This is a genomic window from Imbroritus primus, from assembly GCF_964332355.1.
Classification (GTDB): domain Bacteria; phylum Pseudomonadota; class Gammaproteobacteria; order Burkholderiales; family Burkholderiaceae; genus Imbroritus; species Imbroritus primus.
Map to the genome: position 1 here is coordinate 889,542 of NZ_OZ201293.1, position 18,470 is coordinate 908,011.

Genomic DNA, 18,470 nt, shown 5'->3' on the forward strand with positions numbered 1-18,470 from the left:
CCGCTTTCGCCCGTCTCGCAACGGCTGGCGTGACGGCGCGCGGCCATGTCACGATTGCGACGACGATTAAAACCATTACCAAGAAAGCGATTACCCGCTAATCGTCCGTCGTGCCCGCAAAATCTTCCCCGGGCGGACACGCCGGGCGAAAAGTGCGGGGAAGTTCATTCATCTGAGGTGAATCATGTTAGTAGGTCTCGTGGGTTGGCGCGGGATGGTCGGCAGTGTTCTCATGCAGCGCATGCAGGAAGAGGGCGATTTCGACCATATCGAACCGGTGTTCTTCAGTACCAGCAATGCTGGCGGCAATGTTCCGCAGATTGGCGGCAAGACCGTCACCAAGAACGAGACCAAGCTCCAGGACGCCAATGACATCGACGCGCTCAAGCGCTGCGACGTGATCCTGACCGCGCAGGGCGGCGACTACACTACCGCGGTGTTCCCCAAGCTGCGCGCAGCCGGCTGGAACGGCTACTGGATCGATGCCGCTTCCTCGCTGCGCATGCAGGAAGACGCCGTGATCGTGCTTGATCCGGTCAACCAGAACGTTATCAAGGACGCGCTGGCCAAGGGCACCAAGAACTACATCGGCGGCAACTGCACGGTCAGCTGCATGCTGATGGGCCTCGGTGGCCTGTTCGCCAACGATCTGGTCGAGTGGATGACCTCCATGACCTACCAGGCGGCGTCGGGTGGCGGCGCGCAACACATGCGCGAGCTGCTGACCCAGTTCGGCACGCTCAACGCCTCGGTGCGTCCGCTGCTGGACGATCCGGCGTCCGCGATCCTCGAGATCGACCGCCAGATCCTTGCGACCCAGCACGGCCTGTCCGCTGATGAAACCAAGCAGTTCGGCGTGCCGCTGGCCGGCAACCTGATTCCCTGGATCGACAAGGACTTGGGCAACGGTGTGTCGCGCGAGGAATGGAAGGGCGGCGCGGAAACCAACAAGATTCTCGGTCGCGGCATCAGCGGCGGTGCGGCAGCGATCCCGGTCGATGGCCTGTGCGTGCGCATTGGCGCCATGCGTTGCCACTCGCAGGCGCTGACCATCAAGCTGCGCAAGGATGTCCCTCTCGACGAGATCACCGGTATGCTGGCGGACCACAATCCGTGGGCCAAGGTGGTGCCAAATACGCGCGAGGCCAGTATGACTGACCTCACGCCGGCTGCGGTGACTGGCACGTTGACGATCCCGGTGGGTCGACTGCGCAAGATGCAGATGGGCGGGGAGTATCTCAGCGCCTTTACCGTCGGCGACCAGTTGCTGTGGGGCGCGGCCGAGCCGCTGCGCCGCATGCTGCGTATCCTGATCGAACGTTGATTGCATACTGATCGAGTGATAACGTTGCTGATAGGCAACAAAACGTTATGATTTGCAGAAACGCCGCCCGCTGGGGCGGCGTTTCTGTATGGTCGATACGCATCTGGCAGGTGCGATAGGCCAGAATAGCGGTGAGAAAAAATAGACAGGGGAGGGCAGGCAATCGCCAGGTGCGGATTGTCCTGCGGCGGGGTCAAGCTCGAGTGCTGCTTGCTGCCTATCCCTTGCGATGCTAATTTCGCTGTGCACATTTGATCAGACGGAGCAAAAGGTGAGGCTAAGCAAAACGCGCCGGACAAAGACGACAACAAATGCCCCGCATTGGCCCACCCTGGCGCTGACTGCGCTTGGCCTGCTGATCGGGCCCGCCATGGCACATGCCGCAGGGTTCGGCCCGCTGCGTGTGCAGTCCAATCTCGGGCAGCCGCTGCAGGCCGAGATCGACATCACTGGCGTGACGGCCGACGAGGCGCAGAACCTGGCGGTTCGCCTCGCCTCGGCTGATGCTTACCGGGCCGCGGGCCTGACCTACCACCCGATCGTCGGCAACCTGCGCGTCCAGCTGGAACGCCGCGCGTCCGGCAGCTACGTCGCCTACGTGCGTTCCGCGCAGCCCGTGAACGAGCCGTTTGTCGATATCCTGGTGGACATGAGCTGGGCCAGTGGCCGGGTCTCGCGCGCCTATACGTTCCTGCTCGATCCTGCCGGTTCGAAGGCCCCGGCGCCGGCGGTCACGTCGTCAGCTGTCGCCCCCGGTGTCATGGCGCCTGTCCTGCCGGACAGTGCGCGCCGCAGTGCGCCGGCGCCCCAGGCGGCACCGCGTCCTGCACGCGCAACCACTGGGAACACCGCGCGGCAAGCCGCGGCTGCCGGCGGCAGCTACACCGTCCAGCGCGGCGACAGCCTGTACGGCATTGCCGCCGATGCGGCGCAGACACAGGATGCCGTCTCGCTCGATCAAATGTTGCTGTCGCTGTACCGGAACAACCCCTCGGCATTCATCGGCGGCAATATCAACCGCCTGAAAGCCGGTGCAGTCCTGAAAATTCCCTCCACTACCCAGGCGCGTGAAGTGCCCGCCACCACTGCGCGGCGCGAGGTGATTGCCCATACGCAGGGCTTCGGCGGCTATCGTGACCGGCTTGCATCGTCGGCGACCCCGTCGGCCGACAGCGAGACGGCGCGGCAACGCAGCGGGCGTGTCACGGCCCGGGTCCAGGATCAGGCGGTGCCGGGCGGAGGTGCGCGTGACGAACTGACGCTCAGCCGCGCCGAACGCGATGGCCGCAACAGCCTGGCCGCGGTCAACGAAGAACTGATTGCCAAGGACCGCGCCTTGAAGGAAGCGCAGGAACGCCTGGCACAACTGGAAAAGAATCTCGCCGACCTGCAGCGGCTCGTGACTCTGAAGAACGGCGAAGCGCCGCCGGGAACTGCTGGTGCGACCACGCAACGCGGCGCCGCTCCGACTGATGCAGGAGCGCTGACCGTGCCGGCTGTTCCGGCGACAGCGGCTTCGGCGGTTGCCGCCGCGCCTGTTGCAGCCGCCCAGGCGAGCGGTGCCGCTGCTGCCCGCGAGGCACAGGCAGGCGCGGCACCCGCTTCCGAAACGGCCGCCCCCGCGCCGGCCATCGCCCCCGCACCGGCCGTACCTGCGCCGGCCGTACCTGCGCCGGCAGTCACACCGGTCCCCGCCCAACCAGCGGAGCCGGGTTTCTTCGCCAGCCTCATGAACAACCCAGTGATGCTGGCCGCGATCGCCGCACTGCTGGCGCTGGTGGGCGCTTTTGTCTGGCTGCGCCGCCGGCGGGCCGAAGGCGCCGATGCCCAGGGTGGTTTCGAGGACAGCCTGCTGTCACAGGAAAGCACGGTCATGGGTGGCGCGAACTCCCTGTTTGGCGCTCCCGGCGGGCAGAGCGTCGATACCTCGCAGCACAGCGTGTTCGGCTCCGACTTCCGGCTCGCCAGCACGACGGCGGAGGCCAATGAAGTGGATCCGGTGGCCGAGGCAGATGTCTACATTGCCTACGGACGCGATATCCAGGCAGAGGAAATCCTGCGTGAAGCGCTGGAGCGCCAGCCGGAGCGTCAGGCCGTGCGGCTGAAGCTGCTGGAAATCTATGCAAACCGGCAGGACGTTGCCGGATTCAATGCGCAGGCCGAGGTGATGCACGCGCAAACCAAGGGTATTGGCCCCGAGTGGGCGCAAGCCGCGGCACTTGGCCTGAAACTGGAGCCGGCCAACCCGCTGTATACGGCTGGCGGGGGCGTGATCGGTACCGCTGGCGCAGGCGCAGTCGCCTACACCGGTGGCGTGGATCGCGTGGATGCAGGCGACGATACGGCGATGCGCCTGGATGGCGATGAATGGCTGACTGCCGACCCCGCGCTCGATGGACATACCAAGCCGCTGGCTCTGGGTGATCTTGAGCTGCCGCTTGATGCATTTCCGGCGTCGCAGCTCGGTGCATCGCCGTCGATGTCCCCGGCCAGCGACGACACCCCCGGCGGCCTGCCGCCGGTACGCCTGGATGCCGGCGACATGACGTTGCCAGTGAATCCGGAGACCCGGCCGCTTGACATCGACCTGTCCGGCATCTCGCTCGACCTGAGCGACGACCTGCCGACGAGCAGCACCAGCCGCCTGGGCGAGGGCGCTGCGCAAGGCAGCACGGTCCGCATGACGGACGAGCCACTGGGGCCTTTGACGCTGCCCAGCGACACTGGAACCGGAGCCTCGCAGGAATTGCACATCAAGTTCGATCTGGCCAAGGCCTACGTCGAGATCGGTGACAAGGAAGGTGCCCGTGAACTGCTGCAGGAAGTCATCGGGCAGGCCGATGGCGCCCTGCGCGCCGAAGCCGAGGGGTTGCTCGCCCAGCTTGGCTGACCGACCGGTACCACCGGGTACCGCTCAACCGTGCAATGCGCCGGTCCCCGTGCAGGGTGTCCGGCGCATTGTGTTTTTGCCCTTATACTCCGTGCCATGACACGCATCGCACTCGGTATCCAGTACGACGGCGCCAGCTTCAACGGCTGGCAATCGCAGCCCCATCGCAATACCGTGCAGGACACACTCGAAGCCGCCTTGCAGCAGTTTACCGGCATGCCCGTGGCCGCCACGGTGGCTGGCCGGACCGATACCGGCGTCCATGCCCTCGGGCAAGTGGTCCATCTCGATACCGCGCTGACGCGCGAGCCGTTTTCCTGGGTGCGTGGGGTCAATGCCTTTCTGCCGCCGTCCGTGGCCGTGCAGTGGGCGACCCCGGTCACGGACGATTTTCACGCGCGGTTTGCCGCGACCGAGCGGATGTACTACTACGCTCTTTATACCGGCCCGACGCGCGTGCCGTTGCTGCATGGCCGCGCCGGTTACCAGATGCTGCCGCCCGGCGTGACGCTCGATTGCACGGCCATGGTCGAAGCGGCCCGCCACCTGCTTGGCGAGCACGATTTTTCCGCCTTCCGCGCAGCGGACTGCCAGGCCAGGTCGCCGGTCAAGACCTGCTATGACGTGACCATCGTGCCGCGCGGCCAGTGGGTCTTCCTACGGTTTCGTGCCAGCGCCTTCCTGCACCACATGGTGCGTAATCTCATGGGCTGCCTCGTGGCCATCGGCCGGGGCCGTGCAGGCCCGGACTGGATGCGTGAACTGCTCGAAGGCCGGGACCGGACCGTGGCGGCACCCACCTTCATGCCGGACGGGCTTTACCTTGCCCGAGTGGGGTATCCTGACACCTTCGTGCTGCCAGAGCCTGATCTGGCGGCTAGCCTGTTCTATGGAGTGTTCGACGCATGTCCCGCACCCGCATCAAGATCTGCGGCCTGACGCGCGAGGCGGACGTGGCGGCGGCGGTCGAGGCCGGCGCCGACGCTGTCGGTTTCGTGTTCTATCCTGGCAGTCCCCGCCATGTGACGCCGGCGCAAGCCGCCCGGCTGGCACGCGAGGTGCCGCCATTTGTCTCGACGGTCGGACTGTTCGTCAATGCCGACGAGGCAACGGTGCTGCAGACCGTGTCTGAAGTGCCGTTGGCGTTACTTCAGTTCCATGGGGATGAGACGCCGGCGCAGTGCCTGCAGGTATCGCGTGCTGCCCGTTTGCCGTTCATGCGCGCCGCCCGTGTCAGGCCGGGCCTCGATTTGGTAGAATTCGCCAAGGACTATGATGCCGCGACCGCATTGCTGCTCGACGCTTTTGTCGAGGGGTATGGCGGAGGCGGCCACGTTTTCGACTGGACACTGATTCCACAGCCATGGCTGGATCCTTTTCATCCTTCACCCGCCCAGCGCGCCGCTCCTCGGCTCGTTTTGAGTGGTGGGTTGAACGCGCAAAACGTCGCTGGCGCGATTGAGCGCGTGCGACCCTGTGCCGTGGATGTGAGCAGCGGCGTGGAGTCGTCCAAAGGGATCAAAGATCATGCGCGCATCACTGCCTTTGTGCAGGCGGTGCGTGCCGCGGATGCTGCGCTCGCCTGACCGGCGTATCGCCATCTTCCGCACCGGCTGAACCTGCCGGCATGCCCAGCGCGTGCCGGCCCCGCAAAAGAGACCCTCATGTACGATTTGCCCGATACCCGTGGCCATTTTGGCCCCTATGGTGGCAGTTTCGTGTCCGAAACGCTGGTGAGCGCGCTGGATGAGCTGCGCGACGCCTACGCCAGATATCAGCACGATCCGGAATTCCTCGCTGAATTCCACCGCGAGCTTAAGCACTTCGTCGGCCGGCCGTCGCCGGTCTATCACGCCGAGCGCTGGAGCCGCGAGCTCGGTGGCGCCCAGATCTACCTCAAGCGCGAAGACCTGAACCATACCGGCGCGCACAAGATCAATAACGTCATCGGCCAGGCCATGCTGGCACGCCGCATGGGCAAGCCGCGCGTCATCGCCGAAACCGGCGCCGGCCAGCACGGCGTGGCCACGGCCACGATCGCCGCCCGCTATGGCATGGAATGCGTGGTCTACATGGGCGCCGAGGACGTGCGCCGCCAGGCCCAGAACGTATACCGCATGAACCTGCTGGGCGCGAAGGTGGTGCCGGTGGAATCGGGCTCGAAGACCCTCAAGGACGCGCTCAACGAAGCGATGCGTGACTGGGTGACGAACGTCGAGAACACGTTCTACATTATTGGCACCGTGGCGGGCCCGCATCCGTATCCGATGATGGTGCGTGACTTCCAGTGCGTGATCGGCGAGGAGTGCAAGGTGCAGATGCCCGAACTGGCTGGCCGCCAACCCGATGCGGTGATTGCCTGTGTCGGCGGCGGCTCGAATGCCATGGGCATTTTCCATCCGTATATCGACCTGCCCGACGTGCGCCTGATTGGCGTCGAGGCGGCTGGCGACGGGCTCGGCACGGGCCGCCACTCCGCCTCGCTGACGATGGGTTCGCCGGGCGTGCTGCACGGCAACCGCACTTACCTGCTGCAGGACGAGAACGGCCAGGTGATCGAGACACATTCGGTCTCCGCCGGCCTCGATTACCCCGGTGTGGGTCCCGAGCACGCCTGGCTCAAGGACAGCAAGCGCGCCGAGTATGTCTGCATCGATGACGAAGAAGCCTTGCAGGCCTTCCATGACTGCTGCCGCATCGAGGGCATCATCCCCGCACTCGAAAGCAGCCATGCGCTCGCCTATGCCCGCAAGTATGCGCCGACGCTGCCGAAGGACCAGATCCTGCTAGTCAACCTCTCCGGACGCGGCGACAAGGACATGCACACCGTGGCGCAGCGCGCCGGCGTGGCCTGGTGAACTGCGCAGGCGACATGCCCATGCACGCGCTGGCACATCATGTGTTTAACGAGGATGTCCTGACGGGCATCCAGCGCGTGGCGGATGGATCGGTCGATCTTGTGGTCGCCGATCCTCCGTACGGCCTGGGCAAGGATTACGGCAACGATTCCGACAAGCTGTCGGGCGTGGCCTATCTCGACTGGTCGGCGGCGTGGATCGATGCCGTGCTGCCCAAGCTGCGCGAGACCGGTTCGCTGTACGTGTTCTGTACCTGGCAATACGCCCCCGAACTGTTCGTCCTGCTCAAGCAGCGCATGACCATGATGAACGAGATCATCTGGGACCGCCGCGTGCCGAGCATGGGCGGCAGTACGCGCCGTTACTCCTCGGTGCACGACAATATCGGCTTTTTCGTCCGCGCCAAAAACTACTACTTCGACCTCGATGCCGTGCGCGTGCCGTACGACGCGGAAACCAAGAAGGCGCGGAGCCGGCCGCGCTTCGAGGGCAAGAAATGGCTTGAGGTCGGCTATAACCCCAAGGATGTCTGGAGCATCTCGCGCATCCATCGCCAGGATCCGGAGCGCGCCGACCATCCCACGCAGAAGCCGCTCGAACTGATCGAGCGCATGGTGCTTGCCAGTTGCCCGCGCGGCGGGCTGGTGCTCGATCCCTTCATGGGCAGCGGTACCACCGGTGTGGCCTGTGTGCGGCATGGCCGCGCCTTCACCGGCTTTGAGATCAACCCCGAGTACTGCGCCGATGCCCGGCAGCGGATCGATGCGGCATGCGCCCCCGGCGCATGCACTGCCGCCGCACCGGCTGGCGCAGTGACCCCTTCACCTGTACCGGCGGCGGTGTCATTGACTTCCCCGCTGGCTTCCAATTCCTGATCATGTCCAGAATCGCTCAAACCTTCCAGGCTCTGGCCGCGCAACAGCGCAAGGGCCTCATTCCCTTTATCACGGCCGGCTTCCCGGCGCCCGACATGACGGTCGAACTGATGCACGCCCTGGTTGCGGGCGGCGCCGACGTGATCGAACTTGGCGTGCCGTTCTCCGATCCGATGGCCGACGGTCCGGTCATCCAGCGTGCATCGGAAGTGGCGCTCGCGCAGGGCGTGAGCCTCAAGCAGGTGCTGGAATTCGTGCGCGAGTTCCGCACTACCGACAGCGCCACGCCGGTGGTACTGATGGGCTATGCCAACCCGATCGAACGCATGGGGGCTGCCGCATTCGTCGAGGCGGCCCAGGCGGCTGGCGTCGATGGCGTGCTGGTGGTCGACTATCCGCCGGAAGAGTGCGAGGAGTTTGCTGCGACGATGCGCGCACACGGGCTCGATCCCATTTTCCTGCTCGCACCGACCTCGACCGATGCACGCATCCAGCAGGTCGCGCGTATTGCCAGCGGCTATATTTACTACGTCTCGCTCAAGGGCGTGACCGGTTCGGGCGCGCTCGACCTGCAAAGCGTGGCGGAGCGCATTCCCTACATCAAGCAGCATGCTGCGCTGCCGGTGGGCGTGGGCTTCGGCATTCGCGATGCGGCCACAGCCAAGGCCATTGGTGGCGTCGCCGATGCGGTCGTGATCGGTAGCCGGCTCGTGCAACTGTTGGAGGAGACAGAACGCCCGGACGCGGTACAATCGCTCCGGTCATTGATTTCGGACATCCGGCAAGCCCTCGACGGCGCCGCGAACGTTCAATAAAGGAGCCTCTATGAGCTGGTTGGACAAACTCCTGCCTCCCAAGATCCAGCAGACGGATCCGGCCTCCCGCAAGGGGATTCCGGAAGGCCTGTGGGTCAAGTGCCCGGCATGCGAATCGGTGCTGTACCGGACCGATGTCGAGGCGAACCTGCACGTGTGTCCCAAGTGCGACCACCATATGCGCATCGGCGCACGCGAGCGTCTCGATGCACTGCTCGATGCCGAAGGCCGCTATGAGCTGGGCCAGGAAATCGTGCCGGTCGATGCGCTCAAGTTCAAGGATACGAAGAAGTATCCCGATCGCATCAAGGACGCCATGGAAAGCACCGGCGAAACCGATGCAATGGTCGTCATGGGTGGCTCGATCCATACCGTGCCGGTCGTGGTGGCCTGCTTCGAATTCGCCTTCATGGGCGGTTCGATGGGTTCGGTGGTGGGCGAGCGCTTTGTGCGCGGCGCGCAGACCGCGCTGGAGCAGAAAGTGCCGTTCATCTGCGTGAGCGCCACCGGTGGCGCACGCATGCAGGAAAGCCTGATGTCGCTGATGCAGATGGCCAAGACCACAGCCATGCTGAACAAGCTGTCGGAAGCCAAGCTGCCGTTCATCAGCGTGTTGACCGATCCGACCATGGGTGGTGTGTCGGCCAGCTTCGCCTTCCTTGGCGACGTGGTCATCGCCGAGCCCAAGGCGCTGATCGGCTTTGCTGGCCCGCGCGTCATCGAGCAGACCGTGCGCGAGAAACTGCCGGAGGGCTTCCAGCGCGCCGAGTTCCTGATGCAGAAGGGCGCCATCGACATGATCGTTGATCGGCGCCAGATGCGCACCGAAATCGCCCAGTTGCTGGCCCTGCTGCAAAAACAGCCCGCCGACGCGGTCGCCTGACCGCACACTACCCGAGGGGTCTCCGTCTCGGCGGAGAACCCCATCCAGTTCTTCTCCCCGCCCCGTTTTCCTTCCCGCAGCCGCGCGTTTCCCATGTCCCAGACGTATTCCAGCCTGTCCGATTGGCTCCAGCACCTCGAAACCGCGCATCCGGTCGGCATCGACATGGGGCTTGGGCGCATCACCCAGGTCAAAGAAGCCCTCGGCCTGCGGCTCGACGCCGTGGTGTTCACCGTGGGCGGTACCAATGGCAAGGGCTCGACCTGCGCCATGCTGGAGCGCATCCTGCTGGAGGCAGGCTATAAGGTCGGCTGCCATACCTCACCGCACCTGATCGATTTCAACGAACGTGCGCGCCTGAATGGCGAGATCGCCACCGACGCCCAACTGCTGCCGCATTTCGAAGCGGTCGAGCGGGCGCGCAGCGGCCTCGCGCAACCGGTCAGCCTGACATACTTCGAATTCACCACGCTGGCGATCATGCACCTGTTCGCCGCGTCCGGGCTGGACGCCGTGATCCTCGAGGTCGGGCTGGGCGGGCGGCTCGATGCGGTCAATGTGATCGACACGGACTGCGCCATCATCACCAGCATCGATATCGACCACACGAACTATCTCGGCAATACGCGCGAGGCGATTGCGCGTGAGAAGGCCGGCATCTTCCGTGCGGGTGCGCCGGCCATCTGTGGCGATCCAGTACCGCCCGCGTCGCTCGTGGAGCATGCGGAGGCACTCGGCGCCGACCTGTGGCTGCCCGGCCGCGATTTCAATTTCCAGGGCGACAAGCAACAGTGGGCCTGGGCCGGCCGCGGCCGCCGCCTGAGCGGGCTCGGCTATCCCGCCCTGCGCGGCGCCAACCAGTTGCTGAATGCCTCGGCCGCACTGGCGGCGCTGCAGGCCATGCGCCACCGTCTGCCGGTGAGCGCGCAGGACATTCGCAATGGCCTGGCCTTTGTCGAGTTGCCAGGGCGCTTCCAGGTCCTGCCGGGCCGGCCGGCCATCGTGCTGGATGTGGCGCATAACCCGCATGCTGCGGCCGCGCTCGCGCAGAATCTCGACAACATGGGCTTTTTCCCCTACACCTACGCGGTGTTCGGGGCTATGCAGGACAAAGACATTGCCGGTGTGATCGCGCCGTTCCTCGACAAGATCGATCACTGGTGTGTCACAGGCTTGCCGACGCCGCGCGCCGCCCAGCCGGCCCAGCTCGCCGCTGCTCTCGTGGCGGCCGGCATGCCGGATGACGCCGACCACAGCATCGCAACCTTCGATGCGCCTGAACTGGCATACCAGGATGCCCTGAAACGGGCGGGCGAAAATGATAGAATTGTGGTCTTTGGTTCGTTCTTCACCGTGGCCGGCGTACTGGCATGGCGACGGAGCGCGGGGCGCTGATCGGTGCCTCCTCGCGGCGAACCCGACGCGCGCCTGTTGAGGGCGTAAACTGAAAGGCAATATTGCTGCGTGTCATGCCGCGCCATCCTGTCGTGGCGCTGGCAAACCGAGTCGACTCATGGGCCTGTTCTCGCTGTTTTCCTCCCGCAAATCCGACGATGAGCCGATGGGCCGCGCCAGCCGGGGCCGCAGGTCAGCCGTGCTGGACGACGACATGCTTGATCCCGATCTGCCCCAGAAGCAGCGTGCCCGTCGTCGCCTGATCGGCGCGGTGGTGCTGATGCTGCTGGCGGTGATCTTCCTGCCGTTGCTGTTCGAAAGCCAGCCTAAACCCGTCAACGAAGACGTCGCGGTCCTCATGCCGCGCGCCGAGCCTGCACGCGCCCGCACTGCGCCAGCGCCGGCCCGCCCGGCCGAGCGCGATGCGCCGGCAGCCCAGGGACTGGATGACGGCGAAACCGTGGTGCCGGCGCCGACCGTGGCACAACCGTCCAAGCGTCCGGCCTCGGAAGAGCCGGCCAAGGCCGATGCACCCGCGAAGGCGGAAGCGCCCGCCAAATCGGGCAAGTACATCATTCTGATTGGCGCGTTCTCGAGCGAGGAGCGCGCCAAGAACTGGCAGGCCAAACTGCGTGCTGCCAAGATCCCCAATTACATCGAACACAAGAAGCTGGCCGACGGTGACCGTAACCTGCTGCGGGCCGGGCCGTTCAACGATCACGAGAGCGCGCTGGAAGCCGAGAAGAAGGTCAAGGCAATCGGCCTGACCGCCATTGTGCGCGAACTGTAAGGCCCGGCACGATGCCTGTCTCGCTGTCTGTCCTGTATTTCGCCGCCTTCCCGGTGTCGCCTGGTGAGTCGACCCGGGCACCGTCGCTGCTGTGGTCGCTGACTGCGCAGGGACATGGGCCGTCCGTCGTTCACTCCGTCACCGGGTGCCGATGCTGCTGACCACCTTCGACTACGCGGTGCTGTTCGTCCTGCTGGCGTCCGGGCTGATCGGCGTGCTGCGCGGACTGGTACGCGAAGTGTTGTCGCTGACGGGCTGGATTCTCGCGTTCTGGGTCGCATATACATACAGTGGTACGGCCGCAGGCTGGATGCCCGATAATCTGCCGGGCGGTCCGTTCGTTCGCACCCTGGCCGGTTTCGTACTGTTGTTCGTGATGACCGTGATCGGTACGGCACTGGCGTCGGCGCTGCTGGCGCAATTGCTGACCAGTACCGGACTCAAGCCCGCGGATCGCGGGCTGGGGTTCGTGTTCGGCGTGCTGCGCGGCGTCGTGCTCGTGCTGTTCCTGGTGACCCTGGGTAGTTTCACCAAGCTGCCCGAGGAACCGTTCTGGCGTGATGCGGTGACGCGTCCCACCATCGTGCAGATCATGGACGTCCTGCGGCCCTGGCTGCCGCCCGAACTGGGGCAGCACCTGAAGGCGTGAAGGACCTCGAAGGGGCAGGGTTGCCAGCACGAGTGAAGGCATGCGCTGGCAAACTGCCTACCAGATTTTGTAGTACTGCCTGCCGCACGGTTGCAGCGGGCTGAATGAACCGTCTCTCTGGGAGATTGACATGTGCGGTATCGTCGGAGTGGTTTCGTCCTCTCCCGTCAATCAATTGATCTATGACAGCCTGCTGCTGCTGCAGCATCGTGGTCAGGATGCTGCGGGCATTGCGACCGCCAACGGCAACACCTTCCACATGTACAAGGCCAACGGCATGGTGCGCGACGTGTTCCGTACCCGCAACATGCGCGGGCTGCCGGGTACCACGGGCATCGGCCAGGTACGCTATCCGACTGCCGGCTCCGCATCGAGCGAAGAAGAGGCCCAGCCGTTCTACGTGAACGCGCCGTTTGGCGTGATCCTCGCCCACAACGGCAACCTCACCAACTCGCAGCAGCTGCGCGAGGAAATGTTCCGCCGTGACCGTCGCCATATCAATACGCATTCCGACACGGAAGTGCTGCTGAACGTGTTGGCCGACGAATTGCAGCGCGCCAGCCAGGGCAACATGCTCGATCCGGCCACCATCTTCAAGGCCGTAGCCGGTGCGCATCGCCGCCTGCGCGGCTCGTATGCGGTGGTCGCGCAGATTGCCGGCTACGGCATGCTGTCGTTCCGCGATCCGTTCGGCATCCGGCCGCTCTGTCTCGGCAGCGTCGAGACACCCACGGGCAAAGAGTGGATGGTGGCCTCGGAATCGGTGGCCCTCGAAGGCATCGGCTACAAGATGGAGCGTGATGTTCTGCCGGGCGAAGCGATCTTCGTCGATCTCGAGGGCAAGCTGCATACGCAGCAGTGTGCCGACAACCCGGTGCTCACACCGTGCATCTTCGAATACGTGTATCTGGCACGGCCCGACTCCTGTATCGAAGGCGTGCCGGTCTACGATGCGCGCCTGCGCATGGGTGACTACCTGGCTGAAAAGATCCGCCGCGTGGTCAAGGACATCGACATCGACGTCGTCATGCCGATTCCCGATTCCAGCCGTCCGGCTGCCATGCAGGTGGCCAAGGTCCTCAACGTGCCGTACCGCGAAGGCTTCTTCAAGAACCGCTACGTGGGTCGCACCTTCATCATGCCGGGGCAGGCCGTGCGCCGCAAATCGGTGCGCCAGAAGCTCAACGCCATGGCGATCGAGTTCAAGGACAAGAATGTCCTGATCGTCGACGATTCGATCGTGCGCGGTACCACCTCGTTCGAGATCGTGCAGATGGCGCGCGATGCCGGCGCCAAGAAGGTAATTTTTGCCTCCGCCGCACCGCCGGTGAAGTTCCCCAACGTGTATGGCATCGACATGCCGACGCGTGGCGAACTGGTGGCCTATGGCCGTACCGACGAGGAAATTGCCCGCATTATCGGCGCCGACCTGCTGGTGTATCAGGATGTCGAAGACATGAAGCAGGCCGTGCGCGACATCAATCCCGCACTCGACCAGTTCGAGGCGTCCTGCTTCGACGGGCACTACATCACCGGCGACATCGACGAGGCCTATCTCGATTCGCTCGAGGAAGCGCGTAACGCGCCGGCGGCCAAGTCGGACCGCGACGGCGCCGGTGACCATGAGCGTTCCCAGCTGCATCTGCAGCGCGCGGTGCAGGAGTGAAGCAGCTCGACCAGGCGCTTGGCATGGGCCTGCGCGGTGCAGCCACGGAGGCGCCGCGCCGTACGGCCCTGTTGATGGGCGCGGGAGGCCGGCTGGGTGAGCGCATGCTCGATCAGCTGCTGGGCCAGACCGCCTATGACAAGGTTTTCGCCTGGTCGCGGCAGCCCATCAGCGGCACCGTGCTCAAGCTTGTGTGCGTCGAAGCGCCAGATGCCCTGCAGGCCGACGATGTATATTGCGTGGTCGGCAGCGCCGACGACCATCTGCGCCGCACCGAGGTCTATCACACAGTCAGCGAGGATGCCGTTCTCGATCTTGCGCGGCGCGTACTCGCCAATGGCGCGCAGCGCTTCATCCTGATCACGCCGATTTCCGCCTTTTCGCAGCCGGCCGCGCTGCACAACAAGCTGCAGAACGTTGCCGAGCTGGAACTGGCTGCGCTACCGTTCGAAACGCTGCTGGTCGTGCGCCCTTCGACGTGGGGCATGGGTCGGAAGGAAGAGGGATGGTTCGCACGCATGGTCCGCGGGGCGATCGACCAGATCACCCATACCATGGTGGGCAAGCGCAACATGCCGATGACCGCGCAGCGCGTCGCCGAAGTAACAGTCGCACAGGCAGTCGCGGCAGGGCGCGGACTGACGATTCTTGAGCCTGACCAATTGCTCGCGGATGCAGTGGCGCTGGCCAACGAAGAGAAACAGGAGGCGCGCGCCAGTTGACGCTGCTGGCGGGACGCCGTAACATGGTTTTGCGTCGATTTGACTCGTAGCTTGCGGACGCGGGGCGGGCCCCCAAACAGCTAAAGCGCAGCGGAAAGCCGGCGGACGTCGCCGGTGTTTTCGCCAAGGGCCCGTTCCGACGCCAGCGCGTCGCCCGAACGGGCTTTTTTTATTGCGGCCTCGCCGCTCCGGATACCATCATGACGACCCCCCAGAATTCCGACCTGAACCCTGACCAGTTTGGCCTCGATACACTTGGCGTGCGCGCCGGCACCTTGCGCAGCGAGTTCATGGAACATTCGGAGGCGCTGTACCTGACGTCCAGCTTCTGCTTCGACAACTCCGCCGAGGCCGCGCACCGTTTCGCCAACGCCGAGGAAGGGTTCGTCTATTCGCGCTTCACCAATCCGACCGTGGCCATGTTCCAGAGCCGCCTGGCCGCGCTGGAAGGCGGGGAGGCCTGCATGGCCGTAGCTTCGGGCATGAGCGCGATCATGTCCCTGGTCATGGCCACGCTGCAGGCCGGTGACCATATCGTCAGCTCGCAGTCGATCTTCGGCTCGACCATCCAGATGTTCTCTGGCATCTTCGGGCGCTTTGGCATCGAGACGACCTATGTCGATCCGACCAAGCCGGAGGCATGGCGCGCGGCGGTCAAGCCGAACACCAAGCTGTTCTTCCTGGAAACGCCATCGAACCCTCTGACCGAGGTGTCGGACATCCGTGCGATCTCGGCTGTCGCCAAGGAAGCGGGCGCGCTCCTCGCCGTCGACAACTGCTTCTGCACGCCGATTCTGCAGCGTCCCCTCGAGCACGGTGCCGATATCGTCATCCATTCCGCCACCAAGCATCTCGACGGCCAGGGGCGGGTGCTGGGCGGCGCCATCGTAGGCTCGCGCGAGCTGATCATGGGCAAGGTCTTCCCGTTCGTGCGGCAGGCCGGCCCGACCCTGTCGGCCTTTAATGCCTGGGTGATCCTCAAGGGCATGGAGACGCTGGCAATCCGCATGGAGCGCCATTCCGCCAGCGCACTCACGCTGGCCACCTGGCTGGAGTCGCATCCCAACGTCGAGCGCGTCTATCACCCCGCGCTGCCCTCGCACCCCCAGCATGCCATCGCCATGCGCCAGCAGTCGGGTGGTGGAGCGATCGTCTCGTTCGTGGTGCGCGGTGCCTCGCCCGAGGCGCAGCGCGCCAATGCATGGCGTGTCATCGATTCGACCAAGGTATGTTCCATCACCGGCAACCTCGGTGACACCCGCACTACCATCACGCATCCGTCGACTACCACCCATGGCCGCATGACGGCCGAAGCCAAGGCAGCTGCGGGCATCTCCGAAGGCCTGATCCGCCTCGCCGTGGGGCTGGAAAGCGTGGCTGACCTGCAGGCTGATCTGGCGCGTGGTCTCGATAGCTGCGAGATCTGACCTTGGCTACCAAAAGCGGTGGGCACAAGGAGACAGCATGGCTTGGCTGATTCTGCTGATCGCGGGATTGTTCGAGGTGACCTGGGCCATCGGCCTGAAATACACCGAAGGATTCTCGCGGCTATGGCCGAGCGTGTTCACGCTCGTGGCGATGGCGATCAGTGTCGTCTTGCTGTCGTTGGCGCTGCGCTCGATCCCGGTTGGCACCGGCTACGCCGTATGGACCGGTATCGGTGCAGTGGGCACGGCCATCCTCGGCATCGTGCTGTTCAAGGAACCGGCAACTGTCGCGCGGCTGGTCTGTATCGGCCTGATCGTGGCGGGGATCGTCGGCTTGAAATACTTCAGCGCCGACTGATTCGACGGCACGCCAGAAAGATGCTCGGCCTTTGTGCGCTGAAGCCTGGCCGGCACTCAGCGCAGCATGCGCCGACGCGTCAGCAGCAGGGCCGTGACCACGCCCGCCACGGTATAGGCCGTGATTACGGCCAGGTGCAGCAGCGGCTGCGCGGGCAGCTGTCCCAGCATCACAGGCCGGATCAGCGCCACCACATGCGGCAACGGCAGGATCTGCACCACGGCCTGCGCGGGTGCGGGCAACTGGCTGAGCGGAAAGAAGACGCCCGACAGCAGCAGCATCGGCGTCATGGCAAGCGTCTGGTAGAACATGAAGAAGTCATAGCTCGGCGCAAGCGCGGTGACAATCATGGCGAGGCTGGCGAACATCACGCCTGCCAGCACGATGATCGGGAATACCCAGAGCGCATGGGGCCAGTGCGCGTAACCGAGCACGCTCGCCACGGCGAGAATCGCCATGCCGCTGAGCACGGCCTTGCTGGCGGCCCAGGCGATTTCCCCGATGACGATATCCCCGAGGTTCAACGGCGCATGCATGATCGCTTCCCACGTGCGCTGCACGAACATGCGCGAGAAGGCGGAATACATCGACTCGAAACTGGCAGTCATCATCACGCTTGATGCCACGGTGCCGGCCGCGATAAAGGCGATGTACGACACGCCATCCACCTGCCCGACCAGCAGCCCCAGGCCGAAACCGAGGCCGAACAGGTAGATCATGGGGTCGGCCAGGTTGCCGACCATGGACGGCACGGCCAGCTTGCGCCACACCAGGTAGTTGCGGTACCAGACGGCGCGCCAGTTGGTGAGGTTGAGCGGAAAGGGCGACTGGGGATAGGGCATGGAAAAGTCCGGAGATCGTCACGCGGTCGGATGTCAGTCTCGCATCTCGCGGCCGGTCAGCTTGAGGAAGACATCTTCCAGGTTGGCCGGGCGGTGCAGGTAACGCAGGTGCGTCAGCGGCTTGAGCGCCGCCATGAGCGGCGCGGCGTCGCGCACATAGCAGAACAGCGTGTCGCCCCGCACCTCGACGCGTTCGGCCAGGGGTTCGAGACGCGCAAGGCATTGCGCGGCGCCGTCGCCGTAGACTTCCACCACGTCGCAGCCAATCTGCTCGGCGATCAATGCCTGTGGTGAGCCCTGGGCGATCTTCCGGCCGCTGTCGATGATGTACAGCACATCGCACAATCGTTCGGCTTCTTCCATGAAATGCGTGGTCAGCAGGATGGTCTTGCCGGCAGCCAGCAGCGACTTGAGGCGTTCCCAGATCAGGTGGCGGGCCTGCGGATCGAGGCCGGTCGTCGGTTCGTCCAGCACCAGGACATCGGGATCGTTGATCAGCGCACGGGCCAGCGTCAGCCGCCGACGCATGCCGCCCGACAGTTGGCGGACCTCGGCATCGGCTTTGTTCTCCAGGCGTGCAAAGGCCAGCAGATCAGGAATGCGCGCCTCGATCACGCGCGGGGCCAGGCCAAAATAACGTCCGAAGACGCGGAGGTTCTCGCGGACGCTGAAATCCGGATCGAGGTTGTCGAATTGCGGCACCACACCCACGCGCCGACGCGCTTGCGCTGCGCGCAGGGGGATGGGTTCACCGCACAGGGTGATGGCACCGGTATCCGGGATTGTCATGCCGAGCAGCATGCGGATGGTGGTGGTCTTGCCGGCGCCATTGGGCCCGAGCAGGCCGACGCATTGTCCGGCCGTGACCTCGAGGTCGAGCCCATCCACCACCAGGGTATCCCGGTAGCGTTTGCTGACCTGTTGCAGCGCGAGCATGGGATGATCGGCGTGAAGACGTGGCGGCGAGGTCGTCATG

Annotated in this window: 17 protein-coding genes; 15 read left to right on the plus strand and 2 right to left on the minus strand. The window is 64.8% G+C overall.

Features of this window, described 5'->3' with window-relative positions:
- Positions 1–184 precede the first annotated feature (184 nt).
- The 15 genes from asd (at position 185) to sugE (ending at position 16,652) form a co-directional block, all read left to right on the plus strand.
- Positions 185–1,324 (plus strand): aspartate-semialdehyde dehydrogenase, encoded by a 1,140-nt coding sequence (gene asd, locus ACQ3C8_RS04055; protein WP_428852545.1) that lies wholly within the window; start codon positions 185–187, stop codon positions 1,322–1,324.
- 370 nt (positions 1,325–1,694) lie between these two features.
- A complete protein-coding gene (locus tag ACQ3C8_RS04060; protein WP_428852546.1) occupies positions 1,695–4,214 on the plus strand; it encodes a FimV/HubP family polar landmark protein in 2,520 nt (839 codons plus the stop codon).
- A 96-nt stretch (positions 4,215–4,310) separates the two neighbouring features.
- Complete coding sequence (gene truA, locus ACQ3C8_RS04065) at positions 4,311–5,153, plus strand: tRNA pseudouridine(38-40) synthase TruA (RefSeq protein ID WP_428852547.1); 843 nt, start codon at positions 4,311–4,313, stop codon at positions 5,151–5,153.
- A complete protein-coding gene (locus ACQ3C8_RS04070; protein WP_428852548.1) occupies positions 5,120–5,800 on the plus strand; it encodes a phosphoribosylanthranilate isomerase in 681 nt (226 codons plus the stop codon). The genes truA and ACQ3C8_RS04070 overlap by 34 nt, the downstream gene beginning before the upstream one ends.
- A 78-nt stretch (positions 5,801–5,878) precedes the next feature.
- Positions 5,879–7,072 carry a tryptophan synthase subunit beta gene (trpB, locus tag ACQ3C8_RS04075; protein WP_009522027.1) on the plus strand — a complete coding sequence of 398 codons (1,194 nt, stop codon included), beginning with the start codon at positions 5,879–5,881 and terminating at the stop codon, positions 7,070–7,072.
- A 20-nt stretch (positions 7,073–7,092) separates the two neighbouring features.
- On the plus strand, positions 7,093–7,947 hold the full coding sequence (locus ACQ3C8_RS04080; protein ID WP_428852549.1) for a DNA-methyltransferase: 855 nt from the start codon (positions 7,093–7,095) through the stop codon (positions 7,945–7,947).
- Between the two features lie 2 nt (positions 7,948–7,949).
- Positions 7,950–8,762: a tryptophan synthase subunit alpha gene (trpA, locus tag ACQ3C8_RS04085; protein ID WP_009522029.1), complete on the plus strand. Its 813-nt coding sequence runs from the start codon at positions 7,950–7,952 to the stop codon at positions 8,760–8,762.
- 10 nt (positions 8,763–8,772) lie between these two features.
- On the plus strand, positions 8,773–9,645 hold the full coding sequence (gene accD, locus ACQ3C8_RS04090; protein WP_009522030.1) for an acetyl-CoA carboxylase, carboxyltransferase subunit beta: 873 nt from the start codon (positions 8,773–8,775) through the stop codon (positions 9,643–9,645).
- A 93-nt stretch (positions 9,646–9,738) separates the two neighbouring features.
- A complete protein-coding gene (folC, locus tag ACQ3C8_RS04095) occupies positions 9,739–11,040 on the plus strand; it encodes a bifunctional tetrahydrofolate synthase/dihydrofolate synthase (RefSeq protein WP_428852550.1) in 1,302 nt (433 codons plus the stop codon).
- Between the two features lie 118 nt (positions 11,041–11,158).
- Positions 11,159–11,830 (plus strand): SPOR domain-containing protein, encoded by a 672-nt coding sequence (locus ACQ3C8_RS04100; protein ID WP_428852551.1) that lies wholly within the window; start codon positions 11,159–11,161, stop codon positions 11,828–11,830.
- A 151-nt stretch (positions 11,831–11,981) separates the two neighbouring features.
- Complete coding sequence (locus ACQ3C8_RS04105) at positions 11,982–12,479, plus strand: CvpA family protein (RefSeq protein ID WP_009522033.1); 498 nt, start codon at positions 11,982–11,984, stop codon at positions 12,477–12,479.
- Positions 12,480–12,609: 130 nt separating this feature from the next.
- Complete coding sequence (gene purF / locus ACQ3C8_RS04110) at positions 12,610–14,145, plus strand: amidophosphoribosyltransferase (protein WP_428852552.1); 1,536 nt, start codon at positions 12,610–12,612, stop codon at positions 14,143–14,145.
- A complete protein-coding gene (locus ACQ3C8_RS04115; RefSeq protein ID WP_428852553.1) occupies positions 14,142–14,867 on the plus strand; it encodes a hypothetical protein in 726 nt (241 codons plus the stop codon). Before purF ends, ACQ3C8_RS04115 begins: the two co-directional genes overlap by 4 nt.
- A gap of 200 nt (positions 14,868–15,067) precedes the next feature.
- On the plus strand, positions 15,068–16,294 hold the full coding sequence (locus ACQ3C8_RS04120; protein ID WP_428852554.1) for an O-succinylhomoserine sulfhydrylase: 1,227 nt from the start codon (positions 15,068–15,070) through the stop codon (positions 16,292–16,294).
- Positions 16,295–16,331: 37 nt separating this feature from the next.
- Positions 16,332–16,652: a quaternary ammonium compound efflux SMR transporter SugE gene (sugE, locus tag ACQ3C8_RS04125; RefSeq protein WP_009522037.1), complete on the plus strand. Its 321-nt coding sequence runs from the start codon at positions 16,332–16,334 to the stop codon at positions 16,650–16,652.
- Positions 16,653–16,708: 56 nt separating this feature from the next.
- Here sugE and ACQ3C8_RS04130 read toward each other — a convergent pair whose 3' ends face one another.
- Together ACQ3C8_RS04130 and nodI are read right to left on the minus strand one after the other, a co-directional pair.
- Entirely contained in the window at positions 16,709–17,494 is a 786-nt protein-coding gene (locus tag ACQ3C8_RS04130; RefSeq protein WP_428852555.1) for an ABC transporter permease, read from the minus strand.
- Positions 17,495–17,527: 33 nt separating this feature from the next.
- Positions 17,528–18,469 (minus strand): nodulation factor ABC transporter ATP-binding protein NodI, encoded by a 942-nt coding sequence (gene nodI, locus ACQ3C8_RS04135; RefSeq protein WP_428852556.1) that lies wholly within the window; start codon positions 18,467–18,469, stop codon positions 17,528–17,530.
- Position 18,470: the final 1 nt, after the last annotated feature.

What these genes read in the sequence shown, in the direction of transcription:
- asd (WP_428852545.1), top strand. Translation starts at nt 185, where the DNA reads ATGTTAGTAGGTCTCGTGGGTTGGCGCGGGATGGTCGGCAGTGTTCTC.
- ACQ3C8_RS04060 (WP_428852546.1), top strand. Translation starts at nt 1,695, where the DNA reads ATGGCACATGCCGCAGGGTTCGGCCCGCTGCGTGTGCAGTCCAATCTC.
- truA (WP_428852547.1), top strand. Translation starts at nt 4,311, where the DNA reads ATGACACGCATCGCACTCGGTATCCAGTACGACGGCGCCAGCTTCAAC.
- ACQ3C8_RS04070 (WP_428852548.1), top strand. Translation starts at nt 5,120, where the DNA reads ATGTCCCGCACCCGCATCAAGATCTGCGGCCTGACGCGCGAGGCGGAC.
- trpB (WP_009522027.1), top strand. Translation starts at nt 5,879, where the DNA reads ATGTACGATTTGCCCGATACCCGTGGCCATTTTGGCCCCTATGGTGGC.
- ACQ3C8_RS04080 (WP_428852549.1), top strand. Translation starts at nt 7,093, where the DNA reads ATGCACGCGCTGGCACATCATGTGTTTAACGAGGATGTCCTGACGGGC.
- trpA (WP_009522029.1), top strand. Translation starts at nt 7,950, where the DNA reads ATGTCCAGAATCGCTCAAACCTTCCAGGCTCTGGCCGCGCAACAGCGC.
- accD (WP_009522030.1), top strand. Translation starts at nt 8,773, where the DNA reads ATGAGCTGGTTGGACAAACTCCTGCCTCCCAAGATCCAGCAGACGGAT.
- folC (WP_428852550.1), top strand. Translation starts at nt 9,739, where the DNA reads ATGTCCCAGACGTATTCCAGCCTGTCCGATTGGCTCCAGCACCTCGAA.
- ACQ3C8_RS04100 (WP_428852551.1), top strand. Translation starts at nt 11,159, where the DNA reads ATGGGCCTGTTCTCGCTGTTTTCCTCCCGCAAATCCGACGATGAGCCG.
- ACQ3C8_RS04105 (WP_009522033.1), top strand. Translation starts at nt 11,982, where the DNA reads ATGCTGCTGACCACCTTCGACTACGCGGTGCTGTTCGTCCTGCTGGCG.
- purF (WP_428852552.1), top strand. Translation starts at nt 12,610, where the DNA reads ATGTGCGGTATCGTCGGAGTGGTTTCGTCCTCTCCCGTCAATCAATTG.
- ACQ3C8_RS04120 (WP_428852554.1), top strand. Translation starts at nt 15,068, where the DNA reads ATGACGACCCCCCAGAATTCCGACCTGAACCCTGACCAGTTTGGCCTC.
- sugE (WP_009522037.1), top strand. Translation starts at nt 16,332, where the DNA reads ATGGCTTGGCTGATTCTGCTGATCGCGGGATTGTTCGAGGTGACCTGG.
- ACQ3C8_RS04130 (WP_428852555.1), bottom strand. Translation starts at nt 17,494, where the DNA reads ATGCCCTATCCCCAGTCGCCCTTTCCGCTCAACCTCACCAACTGGCGC.
- nodI (WP_428852556.1), bottom strand. Translation starts at nt 18,469, where the DNA reads ATGACGACCTCGCCGCCACGTCTTCACGCCGATCATCCCATGCTCGCG.